Annotated in this window: 19 protein-coding genes; 14 read left to right on the top strand and 5 right to left on the bottom strand. The window is 43.4% G+C overall.

The genetic code is table 11. The features are described from left to right. The first annotated feature begins 71 nt into the window (after positions 1-71). The gene (gene lptF / locus L4C38_RS06245) at positions 72-1175 is read left to right on the top strand and encodes an LPS export ABC transporter permease LptF (protein ID WP_428796673.1); all 1104 of its coding nucleotides are present in this window, start codon (positions 72-74) and stop codon (positions 1173-1175) included. Positions 1176-1178: 3 nt separating this feature from the next. After that, positions 1179-2249, top strand: coding sequence for an LPS export ABC transporter permease LptG (lptG, locus tag L4C38_RS06240; protein WP_428796672.1), 1071 nt, complete (start codon positions 1179-1181; stop codon positions 2247-2249). 58 nt (positions 2250-2307) lie between these two features. Here lptG and L4C38_RS06235 read toward each other — a convergent pair whose 3' ends face one another. Together L4C38_RS06235 and nadC are read right to left on the bottom strand one after the other, a co-directional pair. Beyond that, positions 2308-2430, bottom strand: a complete 123-nt coding sequence (locus L4C38_RS06235) for a hypothetical protein (protein ID WP_428796671.1) — start codon at positions 2428-2430, stop codon at positions 2308-2310. Between the two features lie 146 nt (positions 2431-2576). Continuing rightward, positions 2577-3464, bottom strand: a complete 888-nt coding sequence (gene nadC, locus L4C38_RS06230) for a carboxylating nicotinate-nucleotide diphosphorylase (RefSeq protein WP_428796670.1) — start codon at positions 3462-3464, stop codon at positions 2577-2579. A gap of 133 nt (positions 3465-3597) precedes the next feature. On the opposite strand from nadC, the gene ampD reads away from it, so the two are divergent. Further along, positions 3598-4140, top strand: coding sequence for a 1,6-anhydro-N-acetylmuramyl-L-alanine amidase AmpD (gene ampD, locus L4C38_RS06225; RefSeq protein WP_428796669.1), 543 nt, complete (start codon positions 3598-3600; stop codon positions 4138-4140). Between the two features lie 56 nt (positions 4141-4196). On the opposite strand, the gene fldB is transcribed toward ampD, so the two are convergent. Further along, positions 4197-4718, bottom strand: coding sequence for a flavodoxin FldB (gene fldB, locus L4C38_RS06220; protein WP_428796788.1), 522 nt, complete (start codon positions 4716-4718; stop codon positions 4197-4199). A 167-nt stretch (positions 4719-4885) separates the two neighbouring features. On the opposite strand from fldB, the gene xerD reads away from it, so the two are divergent. The 7 genes from xerD (at position 4886) to lpdA (ending at position 15811) form a co-directional block, all read left to right on the top strand. Continuing rightward, complete coding sequence (gene xerD / locus L4C38_RS06215) at positions 4886-5782, top strand: site-specific tyrosine recombinase XerD (protein ID WP_428796787.1); 897 nt, start codon at positions 4886-4888, stop codon at positions 5780-5782. 34 nt (positions 5783-5816) lie between these two features. Then, positions 5817-6563 carry a bifunctional protein-disulfide isomerase/oxidoreductase DsbC gene (gene dsbC / locus L4C38_RS06210; RefSeq protein WP_428796668.1) on the top strand — a complete coding sequence of 249 codons (747 nt, stop codon included), beginning with the start codon at positions 5817-5819 and terminating at the stop codon, positions 6561-6563. Between the two features lie 41 nt (positions 6564-6604). Then, positions 6605-8344 carry a single-stranded-DNA-specific exonuclease RecJ gene (gene recJ, locus L4C38_RS06205; protein WP_428796667.1) on the top strand — a complete coding sequence of 580 codons (1740 nt, stop codon included), beginning with the start codon at positions 6605-6607 and terminating at the stop codon, positions 8342-8344. A 396-nt stretch (positions 8345-8740) separates the two neighbouring features. Continuing rightward, positions 8741-9505 (top strand): pyruvate dehydrogenase complex transcriptional repressor PdhR, encoded by a 765-nt coding sequence (pdhR, locus tag L4C38_RS06200; protein WP_428796666.1) that lies wholly within the window; start codon positions 8741-8743, stop codon positions 9503-9505. A 31-nt stretch (positions 9506-9536) separates the two neighbouring features. Next, positions 9537-12200 carry a pyruvate dehydrogenase (acetyl-transferring), homodimeric type gene (gene aceE, locus L4C38_RS06195; protein WP_428796665.1) on the top strand — a complete coding sequence of 888 codons (2664 nt, stop codon included), beginning with the start codon at positions 9537-9539 and terminating at the stop codon, positions 12198-12200. A 29-nt stretch (positions 12201-12229) separates the two neighbouring features. Further along, the gene (gene aceF / locus L4C38_RS06190) at positions 12230-14116 is read left to right on the top strand and encodes a pyruvate dehydrogenase complex dihydrolipoyllysine-residue acetyltransferase (RefSeq protein ID WP_428796664.1); all 1887 of its coding nucleotides are present in this window, start codon (positions 12230-12232) and stop codon (positions 14114-14116) included. A 264-nt stretch (positions 14117-14380) separates the two neighbouring features. Further along, positions 14381-15811, top strand: a complete 1431-nt coding sequence (gene lpdA / locus L4C38_RS06185; RefSeq protein ID WP_428796663.1) for a dihydrolipoyl dehydrogenase — start codon at positions 14381-14383, stop codon at positions 15809-15811. A 110-nt stretch (positions 15812-15921) separates the two neighbouring features. Here the strand turns inward: lpdA and L4C38_RS06180 are convergent, their stop codons facing one another. Then, the gene (locus tag L4C38_RS06180; protein ID WP_428796662.1) at positions 15922-16539 is read right to left on the bottom strand and encodes a LuxR/HapR/OpaR family quorum-sensing transcriptional regulator; all 618 of its coding nucleotides are present in this window, start codon (positions 16537-16539) and stop codon (positions 15922-15924) included. A gap of 399 nt (positions 16540-16938) precedes the next feature. Between L4C38_RS06180 and hpt the strand changes: the two genes are divergently transcribed. Next, positions 16939-17469: a hypoxanthine phosphoribosyltransferase gene (hpt, locus tag L4C38_RS06175; protein WP_428796661.1), complete on the top strand. Its 531-nt coding sequence runs from the start codon at positions 16939-16941 to the stop codon at positions 17467-17469. 63 nt (positions 17470-17532) lie between these two features. Here hpt and can read toward each other — a convergent pair whose 3' ends face one another. Then, a complete protein-coding gene (gene can / locus L4C38_RS06170) occupies positions 17533-18201 on the bottom strand; it encodes a carbonate dehydratase (protein WP_428796660.1) in 669 nt (222 codons plus the stop codon). A gap of 243 nt (positions 18202-18444) precedes the next feature. Between can and L4C38_RS06165 the strand changes: the two genes are divergently transcribed. The 3 genes from L4C38_RS06165 (at position 18445) to L4C38_RS06155 (ending at position 22023) form a co-directional block, all read left to right on the top strand. Continuing rightward, positions 18445-20118 carry a SulP family inorganic anion transporter gene (locus tag L4C38_RS06165; protein WP_428796786.1) on the top strand — a complete coding sequence of 558 codons (1674 nt, stop codon included), beginning with the start codon at positions 18445-18447 and terminating at the stop codon, positions 20116-20118. A gap of 208 nt (positions 20119-20326) precedes the next feature. Further along, on the top strand, positions 20327-21253 hold the full coding sequence (locus L4C38_RS06160; protein ID WP_428796659.1) for an ABC transporter ATP-binding protein: 927 nt from the start codon (positions 20327-20329) through the stop codon (positions 21251-21253). Next, positions 21253-22023 carry an ABC transporter permease gene (locus L4C38_RS06155; RefSeq protein WP_428796658.1) on the top strand — a complete coding sequence of 257 codons (771 nt, stop codon included), beginning with the start codon at positions 21253-21255 and terminating at the stop codon, positions 22021-22023. Before L4C38_RS06160 ends, L4C38_RS06155 begins: the two co-directional genes overlap by 1 nt. The last annotated feature ends 7 nt before the right edge of the window (positions 22024-22030 follow it).

Genomic DNA, 22030 nt, shown 5'->3' with positions numbered 1-22030 from the left:
AAAATAAAGGGTTCAACGGGAAATTATAGTGATTCAACCAAAAAAACAAGTTTTGTATAGGTAATTTCAGCGTGATTATTGTTAGATATTTGATCCGCGAGACACTCAAAAGCCAATTTGCGATATTTTTTATCCTATTTCTAGTGTTTCTCAGCCAGAAATTGATTCGTGTATTGGCTGAGGCGTCAGATGGCGAAATACCCGCAGGGTTAGTGATGCATTATGTTGGTTTAAGTATGCCAACGATGGGTCTATTAATGTTGCCTTTGAGTCTGTTCTTAGGGATTTTGCTCACTTTTGGGCGTCTGTATGCGGAAAGTGAAATTACCGTAATGAACGCGACGGGGATTGGTAACAAGTTTCTGATCCGTGCTGCGCTTTATTTAGCTGTAATTACGGGTATTGCGGCGGGATTGAATGCGTTTGTCTTGTCACCATATAGCCAAGAAAAGCTCATTCAGCTAGAGGAAACCGTCCAAGCAGAGAACAGCGTTGATCTGTTGAAGAAAGGACATTTCCAAGGCACACCTGATGGTTCATCGGTGGTGTTTATTGACGATATTGAAGATGATCAGCTTAAACATGTGTTTATTGCTCAAATGCGTCCGAGAGATTCGATTCTTCCAAGTGTTTCTTTTTCACAATCGGGTGAAGTAAAAGAGCTCAGTGATGGTCGGCAAGTGATCCGTATGTATGATGGTACTCGCTATGAAGGTGTACCAACGCGCATTGATTATATGGTGACGCAGTTTGAACAATACCAAGGTGTGATTGGACAAAGCGAAGTGAAACGTAAAGGACGTGATTGGGAGGCTATCCCAACCTTGGACTTAATGAATAACCCCGATCCGAAAGCGCAAGCTGAGCTGCAATGGCGTATTTCGTTGGTGGTGTGTATTCCGTTACTGACCATGCTAGTTGTGCCGTTGTCAGCCGTTAATCCTCGCCAAGGTCGCTTTGCTAAAATGGGTCCTGCAATTTTGATTTATCTAGCGTACTTCTTATCGATTAGTGCAACCAAATCTGCATTAGAAGATGGCAGCATCCCTGCCTATATTGGCATGTGGCCGATTAACTTTGCACTGCTTGTTACGGCGGTAGGGATCAACTTAATGGACAGTATCCCAGTGCGACGTTTTAAAGATAAACTGAGACAAAAAAAGAAGGTGGCCTAAGTCGTGTTTAAGATTTTAGACCTTTATATTGGTAGAACCATAATAGCCACAACCTCATTGGTATTGATTACCTTTGTAGGGCTTTCTGCCATCATCAAGTATGTCGAACAGCTACGTAAAGTGGGCCAAGGCAGCTATGATTTATTGCAAGCTTTGTTTTATGTCGGCCTTAGTATTCCACGTGATGTTGAGATGTTTTTTCCAATGGCCGCGCTACTTGGTGCTTTGATTGGTTTAGGTATGCTGGCTTCCAGCTCTGAGTTGGTAGTGATGCAAGCTGCGGGTTTCTCTAAATTAGACATCGGTTTGTCGGTACTTAAAACTGCTGTTCCGTTAATGATCATCGTGACACTACTTGGTCAATGGGGAGCCCCTCAAGCGCAAAAAATGGCGCGTGATTTACGAGCGTTCTCCACCAGTAATGGTGCAATTCTTTCTGTTCGGACAGGGGTTTGGGCGAGAGATGCCAACGACTTTATCTTTATCGGTAAGATAGAGGATGACAAGTTGTATGGTCTTAACATGTGGCGTTTCGACGATAACAAGCAACTTAAGAATATCTACTTCGCAGAAGAAGTGGAGTATCTGAGCGAAAATGAATGGTTAATGAAAGATGTGCAAGTTTCAGCAATGGATAACGAAGTGCAACTTTCAAAAATTAATCTGCCTGAATATCGCTGGGTGACGTCTCTCGAGCCTGACAAGTTAGCTGTAGTTACCGTAAAACCGGAGGAGTTATCTCTTGGTGGTTTATATGATTATGTCGGTTATCTGAAAGCTTCTGAGCAAGACGCATCTCGGTATGAGCTAGCTTTCTGGCGTAAGATGACTCAGCCATTCTCTATTGCGGTAATGATGCTAATGGCGTTGTCATTTATCTTTGGTCCGCTGCGTAGTGTAACCATGGGGGCGAGAATTTTGTCAGGAGTGGTGGCTGGTTTTACCTTTTATATCTCCAGCGAATTTTTTGGACCACTTAGCTTGGTTTATAACATACCGCCTGCGATTGGTGCCATAATGCCAAGCATTGCCTTCTTAACCATAGCAATTATGCTGTTAAGGCGTAAGCTCTAGATAGACGAAAGCCCTCTTTGAAGAGGGCTTTTTTATGTATTTCGGCGCAGAAAAATACTTAGTCAAAATCACCATGGACTTTACGATTGATATCGTCAGCAACGGAAGTCACCCCTTCCTCGAAGGTTGCACAACTTGAAAGAGCAAGTAGGGTGCAAATGATCAATAGTGTTTTTTTCATGCTCGATTCCTTCAGTGAAAGCTGAGAATTTTTTTTCAATTAAGAGTTAATTTAAGCGATGTTTTTGCGTGGCACAATAAAAAGGCCGCTTGGTAAGCAGCCTTTTCAATTCTGAGAATCAATTATGTGTCGTGATTAAAGAGTCATCACTTAAAACGCATCGATAGGTCTAGTGCTTTTAGGTGTTTAGTCAGCGCGCCAACAGAGATGTAATCAACACCCGTTTCAGCGTATTCACGAATGGTTTCTAGTGTCACATTGCCAGAGTTTTCTAGTGCAGCACGACCTGCGTTAATCTCGACGGCTTCACGCATCATATCGGTGGTGAAATTATCTAGCATGATGATGTCTGCGCCTGCTTCAATTGCTTCTTTTAGCTCTTCTAAGCTTTCGGTTTCAACTTCGACAGGTTTACCTGGGTTTAGCTGTTGCGCTGTTTTTATTGCTTGAGTTATGCCACCACATGCGATGATGTGATTTTCTTTGATCAGGTAAGCATCAAACACCCCGATACGATGGTTAAAGCCACCACCGCAAGCCACAGCATATTTTAGTGCACTACGTAAGCCAGGAATGGTCTTGCGTGTATCGAGTAGGCGACAATCAGTGCCAGTGATTTTTTCCGCGTATTTCGCGACAATAGTTGCACAGCCAGATAGCGTTTGAATGAAATTCATCGCATTGCGCTCACCAGTCAGCAGAATGCGTGCAGGACCAGAAAGAGTGCAAAGTACTTGGTTTGGTTCAACGGTATCACCGTCTTGTACATGCCATTCAATCGTTACTTCATCGCCCAACTGCTTGAACACTTCATCCGCCCATGCTTGACCACAAAATACACCGTGTTCACGGGTAATGATCGTTGCTACGTTTTGAGCATCTACAGGGATTAGGCTTGCGGTAATATCGTTAGCAGGGTTGAGCGTACCACCCAAATCTTCTTTTAATGTTTCGCTAACTGAACGAGTAATTTCTAGAGGCAATTGCTGCTTTAAAAACTCAAGACGTTGATGGCTATTGTGTGTGTTTTTCATCGCAAATCTAATACGCAGTTGAACAGAGGTGGGAATGATACGCTGACTGCGAGTGAAATTCAGCCATTAATCTCGCATTTCGATAGCAAATGATTAAAAATGCACGCTTGTTATGGAAAATGAGAATTAACAAATGATTGATTTTAAAGGTTGGTACCAATCGGCTCGCCATGTACCTTCGCCATTTTTTGACCAACGCAATGATAAGCAAGATATTTCTCTGTTAGTGATCCATAACATCAGTTTGCCACCAGGTAAGTTTGGTGGTCCTTATATTGAGCAGTTTTTCCTTGGCAAGCTGAATCCAGATGATCATACGTTTTTTAACGTGATACACAAAATGGGCGTGTCAGCTCATTGCCTTATTCGGCGAGATGGCGAAGTGGTGCAGTTTGTCTCTTTTCTTGATAGAGCTTGGCATGCCGGAGCTTCGAGCTTTGCAGGTCGTGAGCGCTGCAATGATTATTCAATTGGTATAGAAATGGAAGGCAGTGATTATGTGGCGTACACCGAAGCGCAATATCAATCATTAGCGATACTGACTCATGTTTTGATGGTGCAATATCCGCAAATAACTCAACCACGTATTACTGGGCATCAATACATCGCACCGCTACGAAAAACGGATCCGGGCTTGGTGTTTGATTGGCGGAAATACAGAAACCTGATCGCTTAGAAATGTTGTCGGATCAAATAGGGAGATATCGAAACTTCCCCCCTTAGATTCCTGCATTATAGAGATTCGTGGTATTGAATAAGAACTTGCTCTAGCCAAGTCGCGATACGTTGATCGCTCAGTTCATATTGTGAATCTTCATCGAGTGCTAAACCAACAAACATGCTGCTATCTTCGGTCAGGGCTTTGGATGCTTCAAACTCATATTGGTCGTCGTTTGGCCAGTAGCCAACTATGGTTGCACCTGCTTGTTTAACTTCATCATGCAATAACCCCATGGCATCTAAATACCATTCGCCATAGCCTTCTTGATCGCCTAAACCAAACAGTGCGACAGTTTTACCTTGCAGTGACACACCGTTGATAGTGTCCCAAATGGCTTGCCAGTCCTCTTGTATTTCGCCAAAGTCCCATGTTGAAATGCCGAGGATAAGTAAATCATATTCCGTCATTTTGGTTAGAGATGTGTCTTTGACGTTGTGAATATCTACCAACTCTTCACCAATGATGGCGCGCATCTTTTCTGCTGCCATTTCGGTGTAGCAAGTGGTTGAACCATAAAATAGACCGATTTTCATCATTGTGTATCTTTGTTATTGAGCGGTTGGCGAATTTTAACCATAAAATGGCAAGCTTTGCAGCGAATATCAATTATCCGTTCGATTTTTTATGGCTTTATCGGCTTATCCCACTTACATTGAAGCCCGTTATTGATAAGAATTAGAGAAATACAGTGTCAGAAGTAATGTCTCCAGATCATGGTATTGTTGAACAATTTCTCGATGCGATGTGGATGGAAAGAGGCTTGTCGGAAAATACGCTATCATCATATCGTGCCGATTTGTTAAAGCTGCTGACGTGGATGCAAGCGCACAATTACCGTCTCGATTTTATTAGCTTGTCCGGTTTGCATGAATATCAAACTTGGTTAGCCGATCAAGATTACAAACAGACATCAAGAGCACGAATGCTCTCCGCTATTCGACGTCTTTTTCAGTACTTGCATCGAGAAAAAGTACGCGGCGACGATCCGAGCGCATTGTTGGTTAGCCCTAAGTTGCCTAAACGATTACCAAAAGATCTGAGTGAAGCCCAAGTAGACGCACTGCTTAACGCGCCTGATCCTAATGACGCTATTGAACTTCGTGATAAAGCTATGCTTGAACTACTGTATGCCACTGGCTTACGTGTCACCGAATTAGTCAGTTTGACGATGGAAAACGTTAGTCTTCGTCAAGGTGTTGTTCGAGTCACTGGTAAAGGTGGCAAAGAGCGTTTGGTGCCTATGGGCGAAAATGCAATAGAATGGCTTGAAACTTTTCTTAAGCAAGGACGGTCTGAGTTACTTGGAGAGCAAACGTCTGACGTTGTTTTTCCAAGTAAACGTGCAAGACAAATGACACGACAAACTTTTTGGCATCGCATAAAGCGCTATGCGGTGATTGCCGGTATTGATACTGAGTTATTATCGCCACATGTATTGCGTCATGCTTTTGCAACGCATTTGCTAAACTATGGTGCCGATCTTCGTGTTGTACAGATGTTGCTTGGACATAGTGACTTGTCGACAACACAAATTTATACTCACGTCGCGACTGAGCGACTGAAACAGCTTCATAGCGAGCACCACCCAAGAGCGTAAGCTCTTGCTCTAGAAACTATTTAAGGTGATAAGAATGAGCGTATTACGCCGAATGACATTACTTGTGCTGCCACTTTTAGCAGTCTCTTCTTTCGCTAGCGCGAATATCGATAGTGAATTTAATAAAGCGGAACTGGCTGAGCGATTTGCTAAGTTGGGCTTGCAAGTTATTGATGTTGTGCCAGCGGATATTAAAGGGTTAGTTGAAGTAAAAACTAACAGTGGTGTGCTGTTTGCCTCGCCTGATGGTGAGTACTTTCTAGCGGGCTCACTTTATAAGTTAGATGCCAATGGTGAATACCAAGATGTGATCGCTCAGCGTCAAGCGCCTATCAATGCCGCCAAAATTGAAGCGATGAAAGACTCCGTCATTGAATTCAAAGCGTACAAAGAAAAGTACGTAGTGACTATTTTTACTGATATTACATGCGGCTACTGTGTGAAATTACACAATGAAATGCAAGGCTATAATGATTTAGGCATTTCCGTTCGTTACATGGCATTCCCTCGTCAAGGACCGGTTGGCAGTGTTGCCGACCAAATGGCGTCAATCTGGTGTGCTGATGATCAGCAATCTGCAATGCATGAAGGCAAAGTAAATCGTAAGTTTCCAGCCAAAGGTGACAACTTTGCTCAATGCCAAGACGTCATTAAACAGCAATACATGCTAGGTCGCGAGTTAGGCATTAGTGGTACACCTGCTATTTTCTTGCCAAATGGTGAGATGGTGGGCGGTTACTTACCGCCAGAAAAGCTAGTGCAACGTTTAGAACAAAAATAACTTAAGGAAGTAGGCTCAATTGAGCCTACTTTTATATTGTCATGATAGAAATTCAACGCCGTCCAGAACCTGATTTGTCACTGCTACCAGATAGCATTTCGCCGCTGTTAAAGCGAGTGTACCTCTCTCGGGGTATAACCTCTGTTGATCAATTGGAAACCAGCGCCCGTGGGTTACATTCCTACCAAAAGCTGCACGGTATTCAACTAGCAGTAGAACTCATTTTTGAAGCAATAAAAACCAATCAACGTATCATTGTTGTGGGGGATTTTGATGCTGATGGTGCAACCAGTTCGGCGCTTTCCGTGCTTGCGCTGCGAATGTTAGGTAGTCAAAACGTTGATTACCTAGTCCCAAATCGTTTTGAAGATGGTTACGGTCTGAGCCCTGAAGTGGTTGATCAAGCTATTGAGCTTGGTGCGCAAATGATCATGACAGTGGACAATGGCGTATCCTCGATTGAGGGAGTTCGCTACGCCAAGGAAAAAGGGCTAAAGGTTGTGGTTACCGATCATCACTTGCCAGGCTCAACGTTACCTGCAGCCGATGCGATGGTTAACCCAAACTTGCAAGAATGCGCTTTCCCATCCAAAGCATTGGCTGGGGTTGGGGTTGCTTTTTATCTTATGATGGCGCTTTGCGTTCATATGCGGAACCTCGGTTGGTTTAAGCAGCAAGGTGTTGCTGAACCTAAGTTGATGGAGCTGATCGATCTGGTTGCTTTAGGTACAGTGGCAGACGTTGTACCACTAGATGAAAACAACCGAATTTTAGTGCATCAAGGACTGCAACGTATACGCGCGGGTCATGCTCGTCCGGGTATACAGGCATTGATTGAAGTGGCAAAAAAAGACGCCAGTCGCTTAATTGCTTCTGATTTCGGTTTTGCTTTAGGTCCGCGTATTAACGCTGCTGGACGATTAGATGACATGTCCTTTGGTGTTGAGCTACTGCTGAGTAACAACATTCATGCTGCCCGTCGTATGGCGAGTGAGCTTGATGGGCTAAACGAGACTCGGAAAGATATCGAAGAAGGAATGAAACAAGAAGCGATGGCTTTTTGTGAGCGCCTCCAATTTGGTGAAGATTCCGATCTTCCATTTGGCTTGGTGTTGTTTCAGCGTGATTGGCATCAGGGCGTAATCGGTATTTTGGCATCGCGAATTAAAGATAAATTCCATCGCCCAGTGATAGCGTTTGCAGATGGTGGTGATGGGGTTATTAAAGGGTCTTGTCGCTCCGTTGTCGGCTTGCATATGCGTGATGCGCTCGATCGAATCGATACGCAAAACCCAGGGTTAATTATAAAGTTCGGTGGGCATGCGATGGCTGCAGGTCTTTCCATCGAAGAAAAGAATTTTGCCCGCTTCGCTCAGTTGTTCGATGATGTTGTGAAAACCGAGTTGGATGAAGCTGCGTTGAAAGGCGTGGTATTCTCCGATGGCGAATTAAAGCCGGAAGAGTTTTCTATGCATGTGGCGCAAATGCTGCGCTCGGGAGGACCTTGGGGGCAAGCATTTCCAGAACCCGTTTTTGATGGTGAGTTTAAAGTGTTGCATCAAAAGTTGGTTGGAGAAAAACACCTTAAGTTAATGCTGGAACCTCTTTTTAAAGGTCATCCTACTAACATAATGATCGACGCTATCGCTTTTAATGTCGATCTCCGCCGCTGGCCTGATGCTTCAGTTAAAACGGTTCACCTAGCCTATAAACTTGATATTAACGAATTTCGCGGTAATCAATCTTTGCAGTTGTTGATTGATTGCATTGAAGCCAAGTAATTTTCTCAGACTCAACACTCTAAATTTATCTAGGGTGTTGAATTTTATAAATAAAACATATTAACCCAACTTGAAAATGGCATTTTATAGCTACGCCAGCATTACTTTTCTTTCCAAAATAACTATATATTTCCCAACATTTATTCATTTTTCTATAAAATTTACCAGATTTAACGTGATCGCTAGCACGTTTTATTCCCTTCTGTTTATATTTTGTAATTGGTCTTACCAATTACATTGCTACATTTATTAACTAATGTTAAATATTTGTATTGCCTCAGCCTGTTTTATGATTTAGGTCAATTTTTGGCTGGAACTAACGTTCTAATTATGTTAATTTCTACCCCATCAAAAATTGGTATTACCAATTAACTGCAAAGAGATAGCAATATAAGTATGACTTATCAAAGGATTCGTCAGCCAAAGCTCTCTGATGTCATTGAACAAGAGCTTGAAAGGTTGATTGTAGAAGGAACATTGTCTCCGGGGCAGCAGTTGCTACCTGAGCGAGAACTGGCAAAACAGTTCGATGTTTCTCGACCTTCGATTCGTGAAGCCATTCAGCGTTTGGAAGCAAAACGTCTTCTCACTCGTCGTCAAGGTGGTGGTACTTTTGTTAGCGAGACAATCTGGAAGAGTTTTTCTGATCCTCTGCTAAATTTATTGTCTAGCCACTCTGAAACGCAGCTTGATTTGCTGGAATCGCGTCATGCGATGGAAGGTATTTCAGCTTACTTTGCAGCCTTGCGTGGTACTGATGAAGATTTTGCTCGAATTCAATCGGCACTTGAGATGATTAGTGCAGAACAAGAAAGGCTGAATGTGGAAGCAGAAGCTGTGGCGGTTATGCAGTTTTTAATCGCATTGACTGAGGCCGCACACAACGTTGTTTTATTGCACATCGTTCGAAGCCTTGCCCCTTTGTTAGAGCAAAATATATTACAGAATTTGAAATTGCTGCACCGCCGACAAGAAGTGGTGGAAAAAGTAAGTAAACATAGAGCTAATATCGTGGACGCGATTGTTTCTGGGCAGCCTGAGAAGGCACGTGAAATGTCACATTCACATTTGGCTTATATCGAAGAAACATTGTTGGATTTGACCAAAGAGGAGTCTCGAAGAGAGCGTTCTTTAAGACGAATTCAGCAGAGTAACGAATAAGTAGATCCAACCAATAGAAGGATAGATCGCCATGTCTGATATGAAGCATGACGTAGATGCACTGGAAACTCAAGATTGGCTTAAAGCACTTGAATCAGTTGTACGTGAAGAAGGTGTAGAGCGCGCTCAATACCTACTAGAGCAAGTTCTAGATAAAGCACGTCTAGATGGCGTTGATATGCCGACAGGTATCAATACTAACTACATCAACTCCATTCCAGCAGCACAAGAGCCAGCTTACCCTGGTGATGTAACGCTTGAGCGTCGTATTCGCTCAATCATTCGCTGGAACGCAATCATGATTGTACTGCGCGCGTCTAAGAAAGACCTAGACCTAGGTGGTCATATGGCTTCTTACCAGTCTGCAGCGGCATTCTACGAGGTTTGTTTCAACCACTTCTTCCGTGCTCCAAATGAGACGGACGGCGGCGATCTTGTTTACTACCAAGGTCATATCTCTCCGGGTATCTACTCGCGTGCATTCGTTGAAGGTCGTCTAACTGAAGAACAGCTAGATAACTTCCGTCAAGAAGTAGATGGTAAAGGTATTCCTTCATACCCACACCCTAAACTGATGCCTGAGTTCTGGCAGTTCCCTACAGTATCTATGGGTCTTGGTCCAATTTCTGCTATTTATCAAGCACGCTTCCTGAAGTATCTTGATGGTCGTGGTCTAAAAGAAACGTCAGCTCAACGTGTTTACGCCTTCCTGGGTGATGGTGAGATGGATGAGCCAGAATCACGTGGTGCTATTTCTTTTGCTGCGCGTGAGAAGCTAGACAACCTATGTTTCCTAATCAACTGTAACCTACAGCGCCTAGATGGTCCTGTTATGGGTAACGGTAGCATCATTCAAGAACTAGAAGGGCTATTTAAAGGCGCTGGTTGGAACGTTGTTAAAGTTATCTGGGGTAGCAACTGGGATTCACTACTAGCAAAAGACACCACTGGTAAGCTTCTTCAACTAATGAATGAAACAATCGATGGTGACTACCAAACATTTAAATCTAAAGATGGCGCATACGTACGTGAGCACTTCTTTGGTAAGTACCCAGAAACAGCGGCACTTGTTGCTGATATGACTGATGATGAAATCTTCGCTCTTAAGCGTGGTGGTCATGACTCATCTAAACTGTTTGCTGCATTTAACAATGCAAAAGAAACCAATGGTAAGCCAACAGTAATCCTAGCTAAGACCGTTAAAGGTTACGGCATGGGTGATGCTGCTGAAGGTAAAAACATTGCGCACGGTGTTAAGAAAATGGACATGACGCATGTTCAACACCTGCGTGATCGTTTGGGTCTACAAGACATTCTTTCTGATGAAAAAATCAAAGAACTGCCTTATCTTAAACTAGAAGAAGGTTCTGCTGAGTATAATTACTTACACGCTCGTCGTAACGCGCTACATGGTTACACGCCAAAGCGTCTGCCTAAGTTCACTCAAGAATTCAAAGTGCCTGAGCTAGAAGAATTTGCGCCGCTGCTTGGTGAGCAAAAGCGTGAAATCTCGACCACAATGGCTTATGTACGTACGTTAAATATTCTTCTAAAAGATAAGAGTATTGGTAAGAACATCGTACCAATTATCTGCGATGAAGCGCGTACATTCGGTATGGAAGGTCTATTCCGTCAGGTTGGTATTTATAACCCACACGGTCAAGAATACACACCTGAAGACCGCGGCGTAGTGTCTTACTACAAAGAAGCGACTTCTGGTCAGGTTCTACAAGAAGGTATCAACGAGCTAGGTTCAATGGCGTCTTGGGTTGCTGCGGCAACTTCATACAGCACCAACGATCTGCCAATGATCCCATTCTACATTTACTACTCAATGTTCGGTTTCCAACGTATTGGTGATATGGCATGGCTAGCAGGTGACCAACAAGCTCGTGGCTTCCTATTGGGTGCAACGGCTGGTCGTACAACGCTAAACGGTGAAGGTCTACAACACGAAGACGGTCACTCGCACATCATGGCGAATACAGTACCTAATTGTATCTCTTACGACCCAACGTTTGCTTACGAGCTAGCGGTAATCATGCAAGACGGTATCCGTCGCATGTACGGTGAAAATCAAGAGAACGTTTACTACTACCTAACGGTAATGAACGAAAACTACGCAATGCCAGCAATGCCAGAAGGCGCTGAAGAAGGCATTCGTAAGGGTATCTACAAGCTTGAGACTTACGCTGGTGATAAGGGCAAAGTTCAGTTAATGAGCTCTGGTACTATCATGAATGAAGCACGTAAAGCAGCACAGATCCTAAGTGAAGATTACGGCGTAGCGTCTGACGTATTCTCTGTAACGTCATTTAACGAGCTAACTCGTGATGGCCAAGCGGCAGAGCGTGACAACATGCTACACCCTGAAGCGGAAGCGAAAGTACCGTACATCACGACTGTTCTTGGTAACGAACCTGCAATCGCAGTGACGGATTACATGAAGAACTACGCTGAGCAAGTACGTGGATACGTTCCAGCTGAGTCTTATAAAGTGTTGGGTACTGATGGCTTCGGTCGTTCAGACAGCCGTGAAAACCTACGTCGTCACTTTGAAGTGAACGCAGGTTATGTGGTAGTTGCAGCTCTTACTGAGCTTGTTAAACGTGGCGATATGGATAAATCTGTGGTTGTTGAAGCAATCAAGAAATTCAACATCGACACTGAAAAAACTAACCCACAATACGCATAAACAACGCTTAATTAAAAGGTAGATAAGCAATGGCAATCGAAATTAATGTACCAGACATCGGTGCGGATGAGGTTGAAGTTACTGAGATTCTTGTAAGCGTTGGCGACAAGGTTGAAGAAGAGCAGTCTCTAATCACAGTTGAAGGCGATAAAGCTTCTATGGAAGTTCCAGCTTCTCAAGCTGGTATCGTTAAAGAAATCAAAATCGCTGTTGGCGACTCGGTTTCTACTGGTTCTCTAATCATGATTTTCGAAGCCGAAGGTGCAGCTCAAGCTGCACCTGCTCCAGCGGTAGAAGCAGCTCCAGTAGCAGCTCCAGCGGCAGCAGCGGCAGTAGAATTGAAAGAAGTACACGTACCGGATATCGGTGGTGATGAAGTTGAAGTAACAGAAATCATGGTAGCGGTTGGCGACTCAATTGAAGAAGAGCAGTCTCTTCTTACTGTTGAAGGCGACAAAGCTTCTATGGAAGTTCCAGCACCATTTGCTGGTACGCTAAAAGAGATTAAAATCGCAGTCGGTGACTCAGTATCAACTGGCTCTCTCGTGATGATCTTTGAAGTTGGCGCGGCAGCGGGTTCAGCTCCTGTAGCTCCAGCGGAAGCACCAGTAGCGGCGGCTCCTGCAGCCTCCGCAGCAAAAGACGTTCACGTACCGGATATCGGTGGTGACGAAGTTGAAGTTACTGAAATTATGGTTGCGGTTGGCGATACAGTAGAAGAAGAGCAATCTCTAATCACTGTCGAAGGCGACAAGGCTTCAATGGAAGTACCAGCACCATTCGCTGGTACGATCAAAGAAATCAAGATTGCAGCAGGCGATAAAGTAACCACTGGCTCATTAATCATGGTATTTGAAGTCGCAGGCGCAGCACCAGTTGCAGCGGCTCCTGTTGCTCAATCGGCACCAGCGCAAGCTGCTGCTCCAGTAGCGGCAGCACCAAAAGTGGAAGCAGCTGCTCCTGCAGGTGACTTCCAAGAGAATGGTGACTACGCGCACGCATCTCCAGTTGTTCGTCGTCTTGCTCGCGAATTTGGCGTTAACCTATCTAAGGTTAAAGGTACTGGTCGTAAGAGCCGTATCCTAAAAGAAGATGTTCAGTCTTACGTTAAAGATGCACTTAAGCGTCTTGAATCTGGTGTTGCATCAGGTAAAGGCGGCGACGGTAGCGCACTTGGTCTTCTTCCTTGGCCAAAAGTGGACTTCAGTAAGTTCGGTGAAACAGAAGTACAGAAACTTTCTAAGATCAAGAAAATTTCTGGTGCTAACCTGCATCGTAACTGGGTAATGATTCCGCATGTGACACAGTGGGACAATGCAGATATCACTGCGCTAGAAGCATTCCGTAAAGAGCAGAATGCCATCGAAGCGAAGAATGATACCGGCATGAAGATCACACCACTTGTGTTCATTATGAAAGCCGTCGCGAAAGCGCTAGAAGCATTCCCTACATTCAACTCATCACTTTCTGAAGATGGCGAAGGCATCATTCTTAAGAAGTACGTGAACGTAGGTATTGCAGTAGATACGCCAAACGGTCTTGTTGTTCCTGTATTCAAAGACGTGAACAAGAAAGGCATCTACGAGCTTTCAGAAGAGCTAATGGTTGTGTCCAAGAAAGCACGTTCAGGTAAACTGACCGCTGCTGATATGCAAGGCGGCTGTTTCACTATCTCAAGTCTAGGTGGTATCGGTGGTACTGCATTTACGCCAATCGTAAATGCACCAGAAGTGGGTATCCTTGGTGTATCTAAGTCTGAAATGAAACCTGTATGGAACGGTAAAGAATTTGAACCTCGCCTACAGCTCCCACTATCATTATCATACGATCACCGTGTGATCGATGGTGCTGAAGGTGCGCGTTTCATCAGTTACCTAAATGCATGTCTATCAGACATCCGTCGTCTAGTTCTTTAATTTAAGCAAGACGAATGAGAGGCGGCAATATGCCGCCTCATTTAACATTATTACCCAACAATTGGACCATTTACCTGCTTATTGTAAGCGTATGCAAGGTCGAATTGCTGTCTAGCTCACAGGCTAAATTGATTTACTTTTCACATCGTTAACATCTCTGTAAACTATTAACGATCTGAAAGCAGTTTAAATTAGATAAAATTTGAACAAAATAACATCAATATCCATACAGCCTGTTAGGGAATATGACTACAAGAGGTCAAAATGAGCAAAGAAATTAAAGCCCAAGTTGTTGTACTTGGTTCTGGTCCTGCTGGTTACTCTGCTGCATTCCGTTGTGCAGACCTAGGTCTTGAAACAGTATTAGTTGAACGTTACAGCACTCTTGGTGGTGTATGTCTTAACGTAGGTTGTATCCCATCAAAAGCGCTATTACACGTATCAAAAGTTATCGAAGAAGCAAAAGCGCTTTCTGAGCACGGTATCGTATTTGGTGAACCGCAAACTGACATCAACAAGATTCGTTTGTGGAAAGAAAAAGTAGTCACTCAATTGACTGGCGGTCTTAGCGGTATGGCTAAGATGCGTGATGTAACTGTAGTTAATGGTTACGGTAAGTTCACTAGCTCTAACTCTATCCTTGTAGAGGGTGAAGGCGAGCCGACTGTGATTAACTTTGATAACGCAATCGTTGCTGCGGGTTCTCGCCCAATCAAGCTGCCATTTATTCCTCATGAAGACCCACGTATTTGGGATTCAACGGATGCACTTGAGTTGAAAGAAGTACCTGAAAAACTACTGATCATGGGCGGTGGTATCATCGGTCTTGAGATGGGTACGGTTTACCACTCACTAGGTTCTAAAGTCGACGTAGTTGAAATGTTTGACCAAGTGATTCCGGCAGCTGATAAAGACATCGTTAAGGTGTTTACTAAGCGTATCGAGAAGAAATTCAACTTGATGCTAGAAACCAAAGTAACAGCAGTTGAAGCGAAAGAAGATGGTATCTACGTTTCAATGGAAGGCAAAAAAGCGCCAGCAGAAGCTGAGCGTTACGATGCCGTTCTTGTTGCAATTGGTCGTGTGCCAAACGGTTTGCTTATCGATGGCGCGAAAGCGGGCATCGAAATTGATGAACGTGGCTTTATCAATGTTGATAAGCAAATGCGTACCAATGTACCTCACATCTTTGCTATCGGTGATATCGTTGGTCAACCAATGCTTGCGCATAAAGGTGTGCATGAAGGTCACGTAGCTGCTGAAGTAATCTCTGGTAAGAAACACTACTTTGACCCTAAAGTTATTCCTTCAATTGCTTACACTGAGCCAGAAGTTGCTTGGGTTGGTAAGACAGAGAAAGAAGCGAAAGCAGAAGGCATTAAATACGAAGTGGCAACGTTCCCATGGGCAGCATCTGGTCGTGCAATCGCATCAGACTGTGCAGACGGTATGACTAAGCTAATCTTTGATAAAGAAACTCACCGCGTTATTGGTGGTGCTATCGTTGGTACTAACGGTGGTGAACTACTTGGTGAGATCGGATTAGCAATCGAGATGGGTTGTGATGCAGAAGATATCGCATTGACTATCCACGCTCACCCAACACTACATGAATCTGTTGGTTTAGCTGCGGAAGTGTTTGAAGGTTCAATCACTGACCTGCCAAACAAAAAAGCGGTTAAGAAGAAAAAATAATTTTTCTTAATCGATAGAAATAGAAAAACCGCTGCGTGTCAGCGGTTTTTTTTCGTATCTACACGCCGACATTGACTATCGGCAGAATCCAAATTGGACTCATTAAATAATTAGTGTTCTTCGTTTTTATAGATGCATAGCATGTTCAAGTAACTGTCTGCTAATTTAACTAAATCACTATGCTCTCGGGTACGGTTTGCTTGTACGAACAGTGAGTAGCAGATACCGTGGAAAAGAGTCGCAAGATCGGCAGGGTCGTGATCATTGCATACTTCGCCGCGTTCCATCGCTTTAATAAACATATTCTTAACGAGAAGTTGGTTAGTGCGGTTAGTGCTAACAAATAGCGGCCACACTTCATCACGCGTCGATGCGCTCCACTCGAACCATACTTTCAGCCAATGGCTATCTTCAGCAATTAATCCCAACATTGCACTGGTAATGTTTGCTAAATTCTCTTTCGCATGCAGATCAAGATCAATGTTGTCTGACAGGAAATTAGAGAATTGACGAACAACGTAGTTAAGTACGTCGTCGACGAGATCTTCGCGAGTCGGGAAGTAGTTGAATACAGTGGCAACTGAAACTTGTGCAATTTCAGCAATATCGGCGTGACCACCACGACCAATACCACGACGTGCAAACACCTCTAGAGAGATGTCCATTAACTGCTGTTTTCGTTTTTTGGGTGAAAGACGAGTTCTCGGTCTTTTTGCTATAGAGTCCATTAATTAATTCCTTGCCAATTGAGTTGTTACCTTCCATGCGCTCGATATTACTTGGCGTTTGTTTTCCTAAACGGCTCAAAAAGAAAAACATACCAAGACAATAGTGGGAGCAATTTCGAGGTAGATTGGGCTTTGCCCTAATAATTATTTTATACATTAGATATTGCGTTTATGAGTGTAATGGTGCATATGGATGAGGTCAATAAATTCGGTATGTTTAATAATCACTTTTGTTAGTAACGTGCGAGAGGTCATGTTGTTTAAGGGGGAGAAATGAAATCTCATTGGTTAAGGTTTTTTCTCTACTAGCAGCGATGTTAGACTACGCCCTCAAAAAAAATTATTTGTCAGCGCCTGAACTACTATTACTTAGATGCTGAAACGACAAACGAGAATGGTATGAAACATACAGTAGAAGTAATGATTTCTGAGCAGGAAGTTCAGAAACGTGTACGTGAACTAGGCAAGCAGATCACTGAGCACTATCAAGGTAGTGAAGATGTCGTGTTGGTAGGGCTATTACGTGGCTCATTTGTATTTATGGCAGATCTAGCGCGTAGCATTGAATTGGTTCATCAAGTCGACTTCATGACAGCGTCTAGTTATGGTAATACCATGAAAAGCTCACGTGATGTGCGCATTTTGAAAGATTTAGATGACGACATAAAAGGCAAAGATGTTTTACTGGTTGAGGATATTATTGATACGGGTAATACACTGGCTAAAGTGAAAGAAATATTGTCGCTACGCGAACCTAAATCGATCGAAATTTGTACATTGTTGGATAAGCCTAGTCGTCGTGAGATTGATGTTCCAGTGAAGTGGATTGGTTTTGAGATTCCTGACGAGTTTGTTGTTGGTGTGGGTATCGATTACGCACAAAAATATCGTCACCTACCTTATATTGGCCGAGTTGTCCCACTCGATTAATATTTCGTTCAAAATAAAAAACGCCCACTTCTGCGGGCGTTTTTTATTTTTGCAATGAAGAAACTATCGACAAAGTAGTTTTTGTTCTGGATTTAAAATCGTTTCCATTGCCTTTTTATAAGAAGCATCAACAGAATCTCTTGAGCATGAGCGAACGCCAAGGTATTCCAATTTCCCATCGGCAATGCCATAGACAACGCCATGTATCTCCACCTCTTGTCCACGCTCCCATGCATTCTGCATGATAGTTGAGTTGCCTAGGTTGTAGACTTGCTCCGCGACGTTAATTTCACCCAGTTTGTCAGCACGGTCTTCAATAGGCATGCTATCGAGATAGGTACGATGCTTAAAGTAAAGATCACGAATGTGTAGTAACCAGTTATTGATAAGTCCAAGTTGAGGGTTATCAATAGCCGCGTTAACGCCACCACAGCCGTAATGTCCGCATACAATTATGTGTTTGATTTTAAGTACATCAACAGCGTACTGAACGACAGATAAACAGTTGAGGTCGGTATGAATAACTTGATTGGCGACGTTGCGATGAACGAATAGTTCACCAGAGTGTAAACCAGTCAATCTCTCGGCTGGAACTCGGCTATCTGAGCAGCCGATCCAAAGGAACCCTGGGTTTTGTCCTTCCTCTAGGTTGTTAAAGTACTCAGGTGTTTCAGAGCGAATTGACTCTGACCATTTTGAGTTATTTTTAAATAACTGTTTAATTTCTGGCATGTTTGGTACTTATATCCCTAATGTATCTGATGACAATATACACAATGTTACAAATGCAATCCTCCAAAAAATACGCTCTGATACACTCATCTGACGAGTTGATGCACCGAAATACGTCAACTTAGCGGTTAAATAGGTGGTGAATATGTTTCAAAGCAGGAATCAGTGCTCGTTAACACTTCTAACTGGTGCAACACATTTGTTACAGTGAACAAAACCGTTTTGCATAATACAGGGATCAAGATGTTGTTCGGAGAGCGCTTTAAAACCATCGATATTAAAGGGGATCTTTTTGGTGGTGTTACCACTGCAATAATATCGTTGCCGCTTGCACTGGCATTTGGCGTAGCCTCAGGGGCTGGTGCTGAAGCTGGTCTTTGGGGCGCGATCATGGTGGGTTTATTTGCCGCTTTGTTTGGTGGTTCCTCAACGCTTATTTCAGAGCCGACGGGTCCGATGACGGTGATCATGACGGCCGTACTGACCAGCATGATGGCAAAATACCCAGAAACTGGCATGGCGATGACCTTTACCGTGGTTATGATGGCAGGTGCTTTTCAGATTTTACTTGGCACCTTAAAGCTAGGTAAGTACATAACTTTAATGCCTTATAGCGTTATATCCGGCTTTATGTCGGGGATTGGCGTCATCCTTATCATCTTACAAATATCGCCGTTATTGGGGCATGCAGCGCCATCTGGTGGTGTTTCAGGTACCTTATCGGCACTTCCTGATTTAATCGCTAATATTAAATTTAGTGAGTTGTTTCTTGGCGCTATGACATTAGGAATTTTATTCTTCTTCCCTGAGCAATATCGCAAGTATGTCCCTGCTCAATTAGTAGCATTGGTTGCTGTTACACTGCTATCGGTGATCATATTTGATAGTGACTCTATTCGTCGTATTGGTGAAATTCCGGCGGGTTTGCCTTCGTTGGTGATACCGCATATCAACTCCGAAATGTTTACCACCATGGTAATAGATGCATTAGTACTCGGTACTTTAGGTTGTATTGATACTTTGCTGACCGCCGTCATAGGAGACTCGTTGACGCGAAAGGAACATGACTCGGATAAAGAGTTACGCGGACAAGGTCTAGCGAATATGATCTCCGGTCTCTTTGGCGCATTGCCAGGAGCAGGCGCAACGATGGGAACTGTCACCAATATTCAGGTTGGTGCTCGCTCGCCGTTATCTGGTGTCATTCGAGCATTAATGCTCGCGCTGGTGGTATTGGTCGCGGGTGGCTTGACTGAGCCGATTCCAATGGCTGTATTGGCTGGCATAGCGGTTTACGTGGGGTTCAACATTCTCGATTGGAGTTTTATTCAACGGGCGCACAAAGTGAGCGTGCAAGGCATGGCCATTATGTACGGTGTAATGATGCTGACGGTCTTTGTCGACTTAATTGCTGCGGTTGGTCTTGGCGTATTTATTTCTAATATCATTATCATTGAGCGCTTAAGCCGAGAGCAGGCTCGCCAAGTGAAGGCGATCAGTGATGCGGATGAAGATGATGTGCCTCTCACCGATAGTGAACGAGCATTGCTTGATAAAGCAAACGGTAAAGTGCTGTTTTTCTATTTATCCGGACCAATGATCTTTAGTGTATCGAAGGCGATCTCACGTCAGCACTCAAGCATTGCTGACTACGAGGCGATGATTCTTGATTTAACTGATGTGCCTATGATCGACGTAACGGTTGGTCTCGCGCTGGAAAATGCAATTAATGATGCGCTAGATGCCAACTGTGCAGTGTACTTATTGTGTCCAAACAAGCAGATTTGGCAGCAGCTTGAGAAGTTTCATATATTGGATCTTGTACCGATAGAGAATACTTATGCGTTTCGCTATGAGGCTTTGCGTGCTGCCATTAAGCATGTTGATAACGAAGAGCATCAAGCCTATTCAATCTAACCGACTGATACCTTGAATGTCGCGTCGCTGGTTATTAATCAGCGGCGCTTTTTTATGTCTGTAGGATAAGCTCGAGTAAAAATTATATTTCGAAAAAAATCGAAAGGTTTAATTGTAATCATCGTCACTCGACGATAAACTAAGTGAAAATTGAGCATGTCAGTTACTATTTATATTTAAAATGGTGACGAAAAGATAACGAGTATTTATGTACGCATTAGAAATTAACCAACTGCGTAAGACCTATGCAGGTGGCTTTGAGGCCCTAAAAGGAATAACCCTCAATGTTAAAAAAGGGGATTTTTATGCCCTACTTGGTCCTAATGGTGCCGGGAAGTCGACCACGATTGGTGTAATTTCTTCATTGGTAAATAAAACTTCGGGGCAAGTGAAAGTCTTTGGTTTTGATATTGATACTGACTTAGAGCTTGCTAAACAGAACATCGGCTTAGTACCACAAGAATTTAACTTCAACCAATTTGAAACGGTTGAGCAAATCGTGAAACAGCAAGCGGGTTACTATGGTGTCTCTAAATCACTCGCAAAAGAGCGTGCACAGAAATATTTAACCAAACTCGACTTATGGGAAAAGCGTAAAGAGCAAGCGCGTAATCTCTCTGGGGGTATGAAGCGCCGCTTGATGATCGCTCGTGCTTTAATGCATGAACCACATCTCTTGATCTTGGATGAGCCAACGGCTGGTGTTGATATTGAGTTACGTCGCTCGATGTGGGAATTTCTAAAAGAGATAAACCAAGATCAAGGTATTACCATTATTCTGACGACGCACTACTTGGAAGAAGCGGAAATGCTGTGTCGCAATATCGGCATCATTAACCGTGGTGAGTTAATTGAAAATACATCAATGAAAGCACTGCTTTCCAAACTGCATGTCGAAACCTTTATTCTAGATATTGTTGGAGAAGGCGATCTACCTCAATTAGATGGTGTCGTTTCTCAGCAATTAATCAATGGCTCACTAGAAATTGAAGTTGAGAAAACACAAGGGTTGAATCATGTATTTAACCAGTTGACGGAAAAAGGCATTCAAGTCATGTCGATGCGCAATAAAGCCAACCGTTTAGAAGAGCTTTTTGTCAGTATTGTTCAACAGCAGACGCGGGGTGAGGGCTAATGTATCAACTGTATTGGACGGCTTTCGTTAGCTTGTTAACCAAAGAAATTAATCGATTTACCCGTATTTGGGTACAAACTTTAGTGCCACCAGCGATCACTATGACACTCTACTTCATCATTTTCGGTAACTTAATTGGTTCTCGAATCGGTGAGATGGGCGGATTTAGTTACATGGAATACATAGTGCCGGGTTTGATTATGATGTCGGTGATCACCAATTCATATTCCAATGTTGCATCGTCGTTTTTTAGCGCCAAGTTCCAGCGTAATATTGAAGAATTGCTGGTTGCGCCCGTACCAAACTACGTCATCATCTTAGGTTTTGTGATGGGCGGGGTGGTACGTGGTCTTTTGGTCGGTACCATTGTGACGTTCGTTTCGTTGCTATTTGTTGATCTTCAAGTTGAGCATTGGGGCATTATCATCGCCACGGTATTTATGACTTCTGTGGTTTTCTCGCTCGGAGGGTTAATCAATGCTGTCTATGCGAGAACTTTCGATGATATTTCGATTATCCCAACCTTCATACTTACGCCATTGACCTACCTTGGTGGGGTATTTTATTCAATCAGCTTGCTGCCTGAGTTTTGGCAAGGTGTATCGAAAATCAACCCGATTGTCTATATGGTTAACGCATTCCGCTATGGTTTCTTGGGAGTGTCAGACGTGGGAATTGGTACCTCGTTTGCGGTATTGACGGTGTTTGTGATTGCGCTGTATAGCGTTGCCCATTATCTGGTGACCAAAGGCATTGGTTTACGTTCATAAAACGAAA

The organism is Vibrio kasasachensis (assembly GCF_050337565.1).
Taxonomy (GTDB): domain Bacteria; phylum Pseudomonadota; class Gammaproteobacteria; order Enterobacterales; family Vibrionaceae; genus Vibrio; species Vibrio kasasachensis.
The sequence above is the reverse complement of the archived record's forward strand: the minus strand, read 5'-3'. Positions and strand labels throughout refer to the sequence as shown.